Here is a 13,088-nt window from a genome sequence, read left to right on the forward strand (position 1 = left end):
GCTGGGCCATCAGCTGCCGGCGCTCGCGCCACTCCTGCTCGAACCGCGCCTGCGCCTCGGGGTCGCCATCGGCGACACTCACGCCGGTGCGGCGTGCCAGTTCGAGCACGGCTTCTTGAAAGCTCAGGCCCTGCCGGTCCTGCAGCCAGCCGATGGCATCGGTGCCCTTGCCGCAAACAAAGCAGTGCACCCGGTTGCGGCTAGGGCTCACAGACAGCGAGGGCCGGCGATCGTCATGCCAGGGGCAGCGAGCCACAAACTCACGGCCGGCCTTCTGGAGTTCTGCGGGCCCAAACAGATCCGTGATCCGGGCCCGTTCGCGCACGCTCTCCAACACCGCCGGTGTGAGCAGCCCAGCCGGGCGCCCCGAGGGGTGCCCACTGGGAGCCCTACGGCCCGCTCCTACAACCACCCGATGAGGGGCGGCTTTGCCGCTACCGCTGTCGATGGCGCTGGAGAGCATGGGCATCAGAGGCATTCCACGCCGGGATACAGATCGCTGCCGATGAACAACTTGCGGGCGTTATCGGCCTCGAGGTAGCAGTGGCCGCGGTCCATGCGGATCGTGGTCTTGCTGAAGTCGTTCTCACCGGTCGTCTGGCCGTGACGGCATTTGCCGTGGTGCACCTCCAACACTCCGGGTTGGGGTTGGCTGAATTCATCGACTTTGGGGCGATCAATCAGCCACACCGCTGAGGCATAACGCTCGAGCTCAGACGTCCCCGCCAGATGGGAGACATCCGGGCCGGTGGGGTTGCCGTAGGCGCCGCGGTTGAGCTGCGCCACCACGAACATGTCGAGTTCGCAGCGGCCGGCCAGGGCCTTGATGGCTGTGGCCCGGGCCGCCAATTCAGCAGTGGTGTTGCTGCCGTAGCCAGGCGTGGGACCCATGGCGTGGAAGTGATCGAGCACCACCGCTGCGAGCTCGGGATGAGCGCTCTTGCAGTCCTCCACCAGCGCCGCCAGGTCTTCCACCGTGGCGGCAAAGAGCGATTGGTAAAACAGGTGCCCCATCCGCTGACCATTGGGGGCAATGCCATCGCCGAACTGGGCGCCGAGCTGCTGGAGGTGCTCCAGATCGCGGCCCTCGATCACATCCCCGCGGCCCTCCAGTTCGTTGGCGGAGTAGCGCGGCGTGAACACGCCACTGGCCTTTCGGCAGTAGTTGGCAAACAGGCGAGCACCGATGGCGCGGCGGCTCAGCTCACAGGAGAGAACCAGAACAGACGCGCCGTTGTAGGCCAACCCCATCGCAGCGGCGATGCCAACGGTGGTTTTGCCCACACCCGATCGAGCGGCCAACACCCAGGTGCTGTCGCCTGTCCCTGGGATCACACCACCACGCATGTCGATGTCCAGCGAGGGAATACCGGTTGAGATCGGCTTGGGGCGTTGATCCGCAGGCAACGAGGCCAAAGCAACACACTCGCTGGTGGAATCAGCCACCGCGCAGAACTCCTTGCTCTGGCGATAACGACCCGCGGAGATCGAGGTGGCGTCGTTCAACAACTGCCGGCAGCTCTCGAGTTCGCCGTCGATGCCGCAGTCGATCTGCTCACGCGCCAGGAGCTTGCGCAGGCCTGGATAGAACAGCGCCCTGGCCTTGGCGATCTGGAAGAGCCGGCAGGCGATTTTGAAGTCCAGCTCCGGGTGAATCAGGCCGTCATCACCCCAAGCGATCACCTCCGAGAGGGCTTCCTCCATTTGCAGGAGCGAGCCCCGGAAACGGCCCTCCAGGGCCCGCTGGCGCACGTCTTCTCGGATCGCGTAGGCGTTCAGAACATCAATGTCGCGGCGGCCGCGGAACAGCTCGTCGATCTCCAGCGCCAGGGCCCTGAGGCCCGGTTGGGTCCAGATCGAGCCGGGCACCACCTCGTCAAAGCGCAGGCCGATCGCCCGGCGAAACAGGCCCCAGCGCTCGCGCTGGTCGTCGGTTCCAACCAGAACAGCCGCAAGCAGATTCTTTTCGTGCTCCGCCAGGGAGTGATCCGCAGGCACCGTGGGAACCTCGGCCGCCATCAGGCCTGCGGCGGTCTCGATAAAGATCCCCTCGTCGATCATCCGCTGGAGCAGCGCCGGGTCAAAGGCGCCGGGGATGGTGGTGTGCAGCTCCTCGTTGCCTGGCTCGTTGTTGCCGGCACCGGGGTTGGCATTGGGGTTGGCGGTCATGGCGTGAACAGCGATGGGACGTGTGGGCCCTGGATTCAGCGCCTGGCCTCCTGGGCGAATTGCTCAGCGGCGTGGCCGGGCTCGCCGAGTCCGGCGGCTTCCAGAAGTTCCGCCAGCCTTTGCTTCTCAGAGGCGGGGAGGTCAAAGGCCTCCATGCCCTGGCAACGCCAGGCGTGATCCCCCCAGACCAAGAGCTTGCGGGCGCGGAGAAAGTCGGGGTGGTTGATCGCGGCCTGGCGGTCCTGGCCCACCTCTGCAGTGTTCCCACCAATGCCGCTCGAGAGCCGTTGGGTGTACGAACCCGATGAACCAGCCGTCTGGCCCTTGCTGCCCCAGACAAAGACATGCCAGAACTCCACGCCGAGCCCCGCTGCCTTGCGATCAGCGCTCAGCAACGCCATGGCGCAATCAGAGCCGCTGCGGCCCTGCGGGTAGGTGAGGCGCCAGAACTCAGGCATCGAGCGCAACGCCCGGATCAGCGCCGTCCAGAAGGCTTCTGTGCCTCCGGCGTGGCGGATGGCGCGCTGCAAGCGGCTGGCCAGCGCTGTGCCCGTGGGCTTGTAGGCCGGCCAGCTCTGCGGTTTGTGCTGGTTGTAGGTGGCGGTGAACTGGCTGATCAGCTGGTTCATCGCGGGCCGGGGCTCGGGTTCAGCTGAGGGTTCCGTAGGCGCCTTGTTGATCACTCGGGGGTGGACAACTGAGCTGGCTTGTTCCTCGGCAACGGTCGGGATCTCCGCGACGGACTCCATCGCCGGTAGAGGCTCCGGCATTGCCAGCTCCTCCCGATCAGGCTCGTCGGTGTCGCTGTCCAGGCCGCCGGAAGCCAGCGTCACCGTGGTGCCTTTGGCATCACTGCAGAAGCGCAGCCATCCGAGGGCCTGCAGATCATCAAGATCCGATTTCAGCAACCGCGGTTGTACAAACCAGGCAGCTCCCAGATCCCTCAGGGTGACGCGCACATCACGGTTGCCGCGACTGCGCCATTGCAGGTAGCCGTAGAGCTGAGCCACACGCAAGACCCGCCCTGGCCTCAGCGATCCCTGCCGCTGCTCGCGGAGTGTTTGCAGGGCCCTGTGGGTCTGGCGGATGGCCTCGTTACGGATGCAGAAGAACTGCACGGTGTGATCAGGAGGACCTGCCCCTGACGATCTGCGGGAGGCTACCGGCGGTGCTTGCTGCTAACGCCGAGGGCACGTCCGTGTGCGCTACGGGGCTGCTGCTCTGCCTGATTCCATCTTCCCCATAAGCCGGCTGTTGGCTTGCTCTGGGTCTTTGGTTTTGGATTGATTCTCTAAAACCTTTCAGAGATATAGATGTGCTGCACGGGGTGCATCACCCCTGAGGCATGGGGTGCAGCAGTGACTGAGGCACCGGGTGCAGCGCTGGGTTCCGGCAATGGAACCAGGCCGTGAGGCACGGGGTGCTGCAGCTGATGCACCCGTTGCATCACCCCTGGGGTCACGACGGCCCCACCACCTACGCCACCGCAGTAACCCAACCCCGGCCAATGGCGCAACCGTGGGAGCACGGGGAATGCTCGCGCCAGTTCACGCGTTGCACGATGCCTCCCCGTCATGCCCCTGTGGCCTCCACCGTTCACTCCTGGCTGAACAGCAGCAGTGCCCATCGCCCCTTGTGCGAACGCACGGTGATGGAGCTCTCCCGCCGCATTCAGCGCTGGCAGCAACACCCGGGTGGGCCTGAACATGCCCCCAAGCCCGTGCGCCGCAGTGCCCTACGGGCCCGTGAGCAACTGGTGCGCCACAACCTCGGCCTGGTGGCCCACACCTGGAGCCGCCATCGCTGCAGCTTGCCGGCCCATGAGGACACCACGGCCGATGCTCTCCAAGAAGCGGCGCTGAACTTGGTGCGTGCCGCAGAGAAATTCGATCCCAGCAAGGGCTATCGCTTCTCCACCTACGCCACCTTCTGGGTGCGGCGTGGATTCGCGGAATTTGAGCAACGGTTCAAGCGGGTGATTCGCTTCCCAGCACAGAAGGCCGCCGTGGTGATCAAGGCGCTCCGGCTCAGCCAGGAGCACCAAGCCAACACCGGCTCAGTGCCCGAGTTGGCATGGCTGGCTGCTCAGCTCACGTTCAACGGCAAGCCGCTCACCGCCAGCCAGTTGGCCGACTTCATCAGCCAGTGGGAGGCCACCCGCACCGGGTCACTGGAGGCAGGGGAAGACGACACCGGCGACCGCAATGCCAACAGCCGGATGGATCAGGCTTCCCTCCACGCCGCTGAGCATCAGCCGTCCACAGCTGACCCACAACACGCTGTGTTGCCTGAACTGATGGCCCGCCTGGACACGCAGGAGCACCGCATGATCCACAACCGCTATCTGCGGCGGCCGCCGCTGAGCCCCTGCCAACTGCGCAAGGCCATGGGCGGCCTGGAGCAGGAGCAACTCGAGATGTTGGAAGCTCAGGCGCTCGCGAAACTGCGGAGCGCCGCCGAGGAGCTCAAGCACGAGTTCACCACCTAAAGGTCAACCAGCGGCCAAGCCGCAGTACAACGCCTGGTGACAAGTTACCGCCAGGCGTCTGTGCTGTGGTGGCGCAGTCCGTTGGGCCCTAGCTAGAGCGAGGGAACCGCCGATCCCATGCTCCTAGAGCGCAAGGGTGATCACGAAAGAACTCAAGGATCAGCGACACGTGACCAGTCCCATGACACCGCATGAGATTCGCACCACCCTGCACGCCCAGATGCAACGGGTCGCTGAGGCCTGCCAGGGCTGGACGGTCGTGATCTGCAGCGCCGACAACGAGATCACGGCCATTGCCTCCTTACTCGTCCAGGACTGCTGTTTAGCCAGTCGTTCCATCGCTGATCTGCTCGCCGTACTGCCCAGCGATGTCGAGAAGGTGGTCGTGATCTGCGACGACGATCTCCCCGATGGCGGAGTCGTGGAGCTGATGCGCCAGCTGCGAGAAGCCCGGCCAACGGCAACCTGCCGGTTTCTGGCCTACCTCCCCAGGACCATGACCCAACCCAGGCTGGAGCAATTGCTGGCCAGCGGCTGTGATGCACTCTGTTCCCGCAGCAGTAGCGGCAAGGGGACTGTGCTTGGGGCCTTGGTGCAGGCCATCCAAGGGCAGCAGAGCGTCGACGGAGTCTTCCGGCTGCAGCTCAAACGCTCCCACCGCGGCGATGAGCACACGATGCTCAAGGCGTCCGAGCAGGAGCTGATTCAGCTGCTGGCCAGGGGGCACAAGGCCCCCCAGATCGCTGCCTTGAAGCAGAGACGCTGCGACACCATCCGGCGTCAGCTCAGTGCGCTCTACCGCAAGACGGGTGTGCGGGACCAACGCGGGCTGCTCGCCTGGGCGTTGGCCCATGGGGTGATCAGGCCGCTTGACCTCGAGCCGCAGTCGCGACCCGAGGGTTCCCATCAGCCCCACGCAGCGGCAGTGGGCAGCACGCACCGGAACCACGCAGGAGATCACTGAGCCGTTTGGCGGCCAGCAAGGCCTCCAGCTCCACGATCTGCACCGCCTCGCGCTGACGCGGCAGCCAGCCGGCCAGCAGGCGGCGATCACCGAGGGGTAGGGGCTTGGGCAGCTCGAGCCGTTGGCCGAGGAACGGCAACCAGCGCTCGATGCCATCGCGCTCGCGCCAGGGCTCAAAGCTGGCCACTTCCACCAGTTGCTTGAGTGTGGTTTCGCCATAGCTCAAGGAGGTGAGATACATCACATCCGTGAGCTGCTCGGCCTCCAGGGGAAGGGGCATCCAGAAGCCGCGCTCAGCGGCATTCTCGATGGCGTCGCGGTGGTGGTGGGTGAGCAGAACCTTGGTGGTCATGGCCGTGAGGAATCACTGCACCGGTTGTGGCTTTGCACCCCGTAGGGGCGCCGCCCACAGCTGTGGGATCAGCCCGCCACAGGCGTGGCATCAGCAGCAACCACCACGGAGATGTCTGTTGTCATCGCCAGCAACACGCCGCCATTCCTCAGCATGTCTTTCAGAAGCCGGGATCACCTGGGAGCAGAACAGAGCTGATTCCCCCTCGGAACACTTTGGGCAGTTGCGAACGATGCGATGCCCTTGCACTGTCGTGGTGCTGCCGTTGGCGCCATGGTGGCGCTGGTGATTCAGGCGTATGGGCCGACACCGCTCGGTGCCGTGGTGCGCGGAACGCTGGCGGTCACTGGGATTCAAGCCGCGCTGGGTAGCCTCCCACCCCTGCACATGTCTGCATGCCCCAGCGCTCTTTGCGCCAGCCGATGACCGAGGCCCAGCGGGCTTTTGCCTGTGAACATCTGGGCCTGGCGCATCAACAGGCGCACCGCTTTGCCCGCCGCTGGTCGATGGCCGTCGATGACTTACTGGGCCCCGCCTACGAGGGGTTGTGCAAAGGCGCCATCGGCTTTGATCCGGCCCGCGGCTATCGCCCCTCCAGCTATCTGGTCCCCAAGGTCAAGGGCGAATTGCTGCACCACCTGCGCGATACAGGCTTCTCGCTGCGCATCAGCCACCGGCTGCGGGAGCTGTGGATCAAAGCCCGCCAATGGGTGGCCCAGGGCCTCAGCGATCAACAGATCGCCGAACAGCTGGAGGTACCGCTGGAGTACTGGCTGGAGTGCCGGCTTGCCTGCGGACAACGCCCAGTACCGCTGCATGAGCACCAGCGCGATTGAGTCACCTGCTGCAGCCCTACTGAGGCAGAAGAGTTGTCACAAGCGCCACCAGTAGCTTCCCTCACCCGCATGTCCCTATGGGTTCAGCCAAGCACCGCCATCAACCATCCCGTCATCTCCCTGGCCGGGGGCACATACCGGCTACGAACAACGATCAAGACCGCGAACTGCTGCAGTTCAACGTGCGCCTGGCCAAGGCCCGCCAGGCCCAAGCCGATACCAACCGGATCGAGCGCAAGGCCTTCCGCGAGCACGCCCGCATCGAGAACGCCGTGTCCGCCTACACCCGCGAACTGTGTGCACGGCTGGATGAACGGGGATTCAGCCACGGCGTGACGCTCTCCCGCATTCCAGAAGGCGGTGATGCGGTGTTGATCGTGCAGCTCTCTGATCTGCACTTCAATGAGCGCGTCGAACTGCCCTCCAACCGCTACGACTTCACCGTGGCGGCGCAGCGGCTGGCCAAGCTCGCCCAGCGCGTCAAGCAACTGGGCAAAAGCTATGGCGCCCGCAAGGTGGTGGTGGCCTGTCTGGGGGACTTCCTCAACAGCGATCGCCGCCTCGATGAGCTGCTCAGCAACGCCACCAACCGCTCGATGGCCACGCTGCTGGCGGTGGACATCCTGCGAGCCTTTCTCCTGGATCTACGCCAGCAGTTCGAGATCGAGGTCTATGGCATCACCGGCAATGAAAGCCGGGTGAACAAGGAGCTGGGCTGGAGCGATGCCCTCGCCACCGACAGCTACGACCTGATGATCTACGAGATCCTCAAGCGCGGCTTTCAGAGCACCGCTGGCATCCGCTTCTGCGGCTTCCGGGCCAATGAGCTGCTGTTTGAGGTGCTCGGCCGCACGTTTCTCTGCCTGCACGGCCACCAGATCGGCGCCAACACCCAGAAGTCGGTGCAGGAGATCGCCGGTAAGTACGCCGCCCAGGGCATCACGGTGGACTACACGCTGTTTGGCCACCTGCATGCCAGCGCCATCGGCGATTACCACGCCCGCAATGCCTCACTGGTGGGCAGCAACGCCTACTCAGAAGCCGGGCTCAACTTCTGCAGCAAGGCGGCCCAGAACGTCCACATCGTCAGCCCCGGCACCATCGACGGCGTGAAGGTTGATCTGCAGGACGTCAGCGGCATCAAGCCCTATCCCTTTGCCTCTGAGTGGGAGGCCTACTGCCCCAAGAGCGAACGCAAGCTCCACACCCCGTCTGTCGTCTTTCAGGTCGTTGTTTGATGTCTGTCTCTACTGCCACGCGCGCCTGCTCCTGCAGCGCCACTGCCCAAGCCCAGCTCGACCTGCAGGCCTCCCTGATCGAAGCCATGGGCGGCCTGGTGGATCTGGTGGCCCGCCTCAGCCAGCAGCTGGGGGCCGGCACCACCACCGACGCCAAGCCGGCGCCGTGCCATGCCGAGCCCTGGTGCGAGCTGATGGAGCCCACCGCTCCGAGCCGTGCAGGCCACAACAGCTCCTCTCCTCTGTGGGATGAGCTCTCGGTGGTGGAGCTCCGCTCGTTGCTGCGCAGCTACCCGATCGATCGCACCTCCCTGCCCGCACCGATCGAACTGCTGCGCCGCAGCGAGCTCATTGAAGCCCTGAACCAGATCCAGACCTTGAACCCCTGAACCAGAAGCATCCAGAGCTTCCTAGTTGTACCTCACTCCACTGACCACTCACTCACACCCCATGACCACACCCCTCACCACAACGGCGTCCTCACTCGCCACCGGCGAACCTGCCCCCGGAACCCCGGAAGCGCTGCTGATCCTCGCCAGCGCGGGTGTCCTACCCGCCAGTGCAGGCGCACACGACCCGCGCTTCTCTCTGGATGCCATCACCACCTGCGTGAACCGCATGCTCGAGGTGAAGCACCAACAGGAGCTCCTGGCCGCCGAGCAGAAAGAGCTGAACGAACAGCTGCGGCTAGCCCACCTGCGCGGAGACCTGCTCAGCCTTCTGCCTGCCGGCAAGGACGGCAAGGGCTATCAGATCACCCCGGATCTGGTGCTCAGCCGCAGGGCCGGCCGTAAGCAGTGGAGCTACAGCGACGATTGCAAGCAGATCGAATGCCAGCTCAAGGCACGCCAGAGCTATGAACAGCAAAGCGGCCTAGCCAGCTACAGCGTCGGTGCCTCGTTCTGGGAGATCAGAGCCGGCAAGGGGTGACGCCCCATTGAGCCATTAGCTGCATGCATCAGCCCTGGGCTACGGCCCGGGGCTTTTTGATGCAGATGGCAGTTCTGCATTGGCGTCAGAGTAGCTGTGATTTGTAAGCCACTCCAACTCCATCTGGAGCTTGCCAATGTCCAGCTCTGCCGAAATCTGAGCCACGCTCTGGCGGTACGGCGGACTCATCCGTCTTCTCACATCAGCTTTGACGGCCTCGCTGTAACGACGCATTGGTCATGTCCTCAAGCCCCCGGGTGTACTGATCAGAGGGGTGACAACTTTCCTGAAACCGGGGGTGCCGGCTTCGGCATCGAGATGGTCCAGGCCCTAGATGTTCTGTCTCAGCAGGTTGTTCAGCTGACAAGAAGGTGTGAGGCCGCTACGGGTTGAGGTGCGACCCACCAACCCAGACCTCACGCACCCATGCATAGCCATCCCAATGCCCGTCTGACACAGAAGAGCCGGATCCGGCTCATCAATCAACACCTCCAAGACCGTCGTCCCCTGGCTGAGCTGGCTGCAGAAGCAGGGATCAGCCTCCAGGTGAAGAAGACTGATCGCTATCGAGGAGTCAATCGCATCCGCCTCGACAAGGCCGCCAAAATTCTTTAATCAAACTTTCCTACCTTTTCCGCTTGCCCGTGATTTTCAATTTCATCGTACAAGCCAGTCAGGTTGTTGAGAGCCGTTAGGGTTGAAGGATTGCCTGGACCTAGTAGCTCTTCCCGGCCTTTTAAACAGCGAAGGTAGCAGGCTTCTGCTTGCTCGTATTTCCCCATCGCTCGATAGATATTGCCGAGTGTGTTGTCAACATCTAATGTGTATGGGTTATTTTGTCCATACATTTTATCAGTGGTCTTGAGTAGTCGCATGCAGACTGCTTCTGCCTGCTCGTATTGGCCTTGGAAGGACCACACGGCTGCCAGTAGCAGCATCGGATGAATTGCAGCAGGATGTCCCGATTCCAACAACCTCTCCATTGTTTCTCTCGATCCCAAAAGAATTATCTCTGCCCGTTCGTGGTCGTCTTTAAGATAATAAAGGGCTGATATGTTGTTGATTGTTATTAGCGTAAAGGGATGATCGTTGCCGAGCGCCAATTTGCGGGCCTCTAGGCATTTAGAAAAGAGGGTTTCCGCCCTATCGTAGTCGCCCAAATCAAGATAAACTCCCGCTAAATTGTCCAGGGTTGTTAAGGTTAATGGGTGCTCTGCTCCAAGAAGCTGATTGCTGATGTCAGCGCTGCGTTTTAGCAATACCTCAGCTTCCAAATATCGACCGGTGTCCGCATAGATTCTGCCCAGATTATTGAGAATATTCGCTGTTGCTAGATGATCTGCTTCTGGCAGAAGCTCGTTCGCTTCAAGGCAGCGCTGATACAAAGACTCTGCTTTGGTGTATTGGCAGAGCAGGAGATGGGCATCAGCCAGCCACTTGAGACTTTGGCTTACGGATAATTCATCGTAGCCAATGCCTGACTCTTCAAGTTCAAGTGATAATTGCCTCAAGCGGAGCAAGAGCTCCCCATGCAGCCCAGCCTCCAAAAGCAGGCTAGCTATGCTATTTATAAAATAAATCAAATGGTCTGGTTCTTCCCTGATCCTGTTGATTTCTTGAACCACCGATGCTGCAATTAATTCATCCAGGTTGGCGTCTGTTTCGCGTTTACAAATCCTCCAGTACTCGATAATTTCAGCGCAGGGTCGCCAACATTGGAGATAGGCGAGGAAGCCAGCGTCGAGTAGGTACTGGCGCAGGTCTTCGAGCCTCCCGGCTTGTTGCAGCTGCCAGGGCCACTCTTCTGCCTTGAATTTAACGAAAGCAACATCATCAACTTCCTCATTTGCTTCTAGCCAATCGGCCAGCTTTTTGTGTTCCTGCCGCCGTCTCGCTTCGGTTTTTAGATAACGAGCCTCAACTGCATTGCGTAGGTAGGTGTTGCCAAACGTGATGCGATTAGCGCTCTCACTCAGCGCTTCCTGGAGTGCGATGCCCACCGGTGCCCATTGCACAGGCAAGAGCCCTGTGATTTCAAGGAGATCTGTTTCGCAGAGCCCTGTACGGCATGCCCACAGGGCACTCAAGGCTTTGGCGAGTGTTCCGCGATGGCCGTCAGCTTCAAGCCGCTTCAGCACCAATCCATAGAGCTCATCGATGCCTTTGGCCTTGAGGTAGTGACTGACTTTCCCTGGCAAGGTTTCGTATGTGGCAGATAGGCGTAGTTCCTCGAGAAGGATGCGCAGAAAGAGGGGCGATCCACCAGAGGGGTGGGCGCTGATCCGCGCTTGGAGATCGGACTCAAGGCCCTTGGTGAATTTGCCGAGGTATTGCTGGATCAAGAGCTCTCGCTCCTGCTCTCCAACGGGACCAATAGTGAGGTTCGGGTAGTTGCGCTCTTGGAGAATAGTGCGCGCCGGGCATTCCAGCGCACTAGCCACCACATGAATTCCTTCTGGTAGGTGCGTTGGCAGCCAGGGCAGGGCCAGTTGATCGCCTTGCTCAAGCTTGTCGAGGCCATCGAGTACCCAGATCCAGCGACAACTGTGGCGTTTACACCATGCACTCAGTAGAGCAAGGGTGGACCCCACCGTGGCGACTAAGTCCCACCAATCCGGCGGTGCCTGGATTGGTTCCGCTAGCTCTTCTGCCAGCTGTCTCGAGACCGTTTCCAACATCCGTGCAAGCATCGGCCGGAGGGCACTAGCATCATTTGTGCTGCCTAGGTGGTGGGCATAGATCCGATCCTCTGGGTAGACCTGTCCGTGGGCTTCCATCCAGTTGGCAATTAGGGCACTTTTTCCGGAACCCGATTCGCCACTTATCAGGATGCGCTGCTCCCCAGAACTGAACCATTGGTTGAGTTGGGCGATGTAATCCTCTCCGCCTAGGTAGAGACCGATGCGATCAGCACGATATTGGGCGTGCTGTCTTGCATGGGTCGCCAATAGATCAGACGATTGCTCATCCGGGAACTGCTCTTCGATCAGGGCCCAGAGGTCGGCTTCTATTCGTTCGGCGATCGCCTGGGGATTGGGCACTTCATCCACGACGGGGAAGCCGCTGCTTTTGATACGTGCCTTGAGGGACTTGAGCTTGCGGACCTCCTGGCGTGTTGTGCAGATAAAACCTGGCCCCTGCTGGCCCAGGCTCCAGGAAGACTCGCGGATGTAGAAAAAGGCCTGCCCGGCCATTTCAGGGTTGTTGAGCACCCCGTGCAGGATTTCCAGCTCAGTCACGCTGCTTCCCGCGATGTGGCTCTGCAACCACGGCTGTCGTGCGAGTAGCTCCGGGCGGTAGTGATCAGCTGGTGGGACCCAGCCATAGCGCTCCCCGAGCAGCCCAATGAAATAGGGCCGGCAGCGCTCGATTTCCCCCAGGCAAATCGGTAGCGTTTCGCCCCGATCCGCCTGTTCGGCGGTGACCCCCCAACGGAGGTCGACCGGCACCAGCTCCACGCCCCGCTCCCGGGCCTTGCGGTTCAGAGCGGGAAACACCCGCTCCACTAGAAGCCGGCGCTCCTCCTGGAAGTCCACAAAGGTGGAGGAGATAAAGACGCGCACCACCCGGCGCTTGTTGCTGCTCATGGTCTGAGCGTGGAGTCACCCCAATTCTGTAGACAGTGCTTCCGATGATCGCGTTTGTTATGAACGGACTGAGGAAGCTGATGATGTGTGGCCACTGAGCCTCCCGGTGGTGATCGAGCACCGTGTCACACCCTGTCAGAGCCGCAAGCCTGGCTGAGGGCATAACCCTGCAGACTGCTCGCCAGCACAGCGATGGCGACGATCAACAGCATCCGATCGATCCGTACAGGTTCTTGCAGACAACTACTCGTCAGCAGAAGACACCAGATTTCTGATCGCGGAGCTGCTCACAGCAAAAGCGCTGTGCGTAGTTCCACACTAGATCCAGCAAGGGCTCAACGTTGCTGATCAGGTACCAGGGTTCCTCCACCGCCAGACCGGTGGGATGCGCCAGGACCCAGGGCTGATTCAAAGTGTGTCACAGGCGCTCTGGCCGGGGCTGTCAGCATGGGTTGAGCTGAGCGGGCTTGCCCCTGCTTTGTGCCTGAAACTGCTGCTGCCGCAACCGATCTCGATCTGATCAG

Annotated in this window: 12 protein-coding genes; 7 read left to right on the forward strand and 5 right to left on the reverse strand. The window is 61.8% G+C overall.

Annotated features, from left to right (window positions below; genetic code table 11):
* The 3 genes from KBZ14_RS15375 to KBZ14_RS15385 form a co-directional block, all read right to left on the reverse strand.
* On the reverse strand, positions 1-463 hold a 463-nt coding region (locus tag KBZ14_RS15375), incomplete at its 3' end, for a CHC2 zinc finger domain-containing protein (protein ID WP_255119226.1).
* Between the two features lie 5 nt (positions 464-468).
* Positions 469-2,169, reverse strand: coding sequence for a DnaB helicase C-terminal domain-containing protein (locus KBZ14_RS15380; protein ID WP_255119227.1), 1,701 nt, complete (start codon positions 2,167-2,169; stop codon positions 469-471).
* Positions 2,170-2,204: 35 nt separating this feature from the next.
* Positions 2,205-3,287: a hypothetical protein gene (locus tag KBZ14_RS15385; RefSeq protein ID WP_255119228.1), complete on the reverse strand. Its 1,083-nt coding sequence runs from the start codon at positions 3,285-3,287 to the stop codon at positions 2,205-2,207.
* 443 nt (positions 3,288-3,730) lie between these two features.
* Between KBZ14_RS15385 and KBZ14_RS15390 the strand changes: the two genes are divergently transcribed.
* Positions 3,731-4,657, forward strand: coding sequence for a sigma-70 family RNA polymerase sigma factor (locus tag KBZ14_RS15390; protein WP_255119229.1), 927 nt, complete (start codon positions 3,731-3,733; stop codon positions 4,655-4,657).
* A gap of 181 nt (positions 4,658-4,838) precedes the next feature.
* Positions 4,839-5,621: a helix-turn-helix transcriptional regulator gene (locus tag KBZ14_RS15395; RefSeq protein WP_255119230.1), complete on the forward strand. Its 783-nt coding sequence runs from the start codon at positions 4,839-4,841 to the stop codon at positions 5,619-5,621.
* Here KBZ14_RS15395 and KBZ14_RS15400 read toward each other — a convergent pair.
* Positions 5,518-5,973, reverse strand: coding sequence for a hypothetical protein (locus KBZ14_RS15400; RefSeq protein ID WP_255119231.1), 456 nt, complete (start codon positions 5,971-5,973; stop codon positions 5,518-5,520). The two genes, KBZ14_RS15395 and KBZ14_RS15400, sit on opposite strands and share 104 nt — an antisense overlap.
* Before the next feature lie 395 nt (positions 5,974-6,368).
* Here KBZ14_RS15400 and KBZ14_RS15405 point away from each other — a divergent pair, with 395 nt between their 5' ends.
* From KBZ14_RS15405 to KBZ14_RS15425, 5 genes are all read left to right on the forward strand, one after another.
* Positions 6,369-6,809 (forward strand): sigma factor, encoded by a 441-nt coding sequence (locus tag KBZ14_RS15405; RefSeq protein ID WP_255119232.1) that lies wholly within the window; start codon positions 6,369-6,371, stop codon positions 6,807-6,809.
* Positions 6,810-6,886: 77 nt separating this feature from the next.
* Positions 6,887-8,047: a hypothetical protein gene (locus tag KBZ14_RS15410; protein ID WP_255119233.1), complete on the forward strand. Its 1,161-nt coding sequence runs from the start codon at positions 6,887-6,889 to the stop codon at positions 8,045-8,047.
* On the forward strand, positions 8,047-8,436 hold the full coding sequence (locus KBZ14_RS15415; RefSeq protein WP_255119234.1) for a hypothetical protein: 390 nt from the start codon (positions 8,047-8,049) through the stop codon (positions 8,434-8,436). Before KBZ14_RS15410 ends, KBZ14_RS15415 begins: the two co-directional genes overlap by 1 nt.
* A 61-nt stretch (positions 8,437-8,497) precedes the next feature.
* Positions 8,498-8,977, forward strand: a complete 480-nt coding sequence (locus tag KBZ14_RS15420) for a hypothetical protein (RefSeq protein ID WP_255119235.1) — start codon at positions 8,498-8,500, stop codon at positions 8,975-8,977.
* A gap of 426 nt (positions 8,978-9,403) precedes the next feature.
* Positions 9,404-9,592 carry a helix-turn-helix domain-containing protein gene (locus KBZ14_RS15425; protein WP_255119236.1) on the forward strand — a complete coding sequence of 63 codons (189 nt, stop codon included), beginning with the start codon at positions 9,404-9,406 and terminating at the stop codon, positions 9,590-9,592.
* On the opposite strand, the gene KBZ14_RS15430 is transcribed toward KBZ14_RS15425, so the two are convergent.
* The gene (locus KBZ14_RS15430) at positions 9,589-12,564 is read right to left on the reverse strand and encodes a tetratricopeptide repeat protein (RefSeq protein ID WP_255119237.1); all 2,976 of its coding nucleotides are present in this window, start codon (positions 12,562-12,564) and stop codon (positions 9,589-9,591) included. The genes KBZ14_RS15425 and KBZ14_RS15430 overlap by 4 nt on opposite strands.
* Positions 12,565-13,088: the final 524 nt, after the last annotated feature.

The organism is Synechococcus sp. HJ21-Hayes (genome assembly GCF_024345835.1).
Classification (GTDB): Bacteria; Cyanobacteriota; Cyanobacteriia; order PCC-6307; family Cyanobiaceae; genus Vulcanococcus.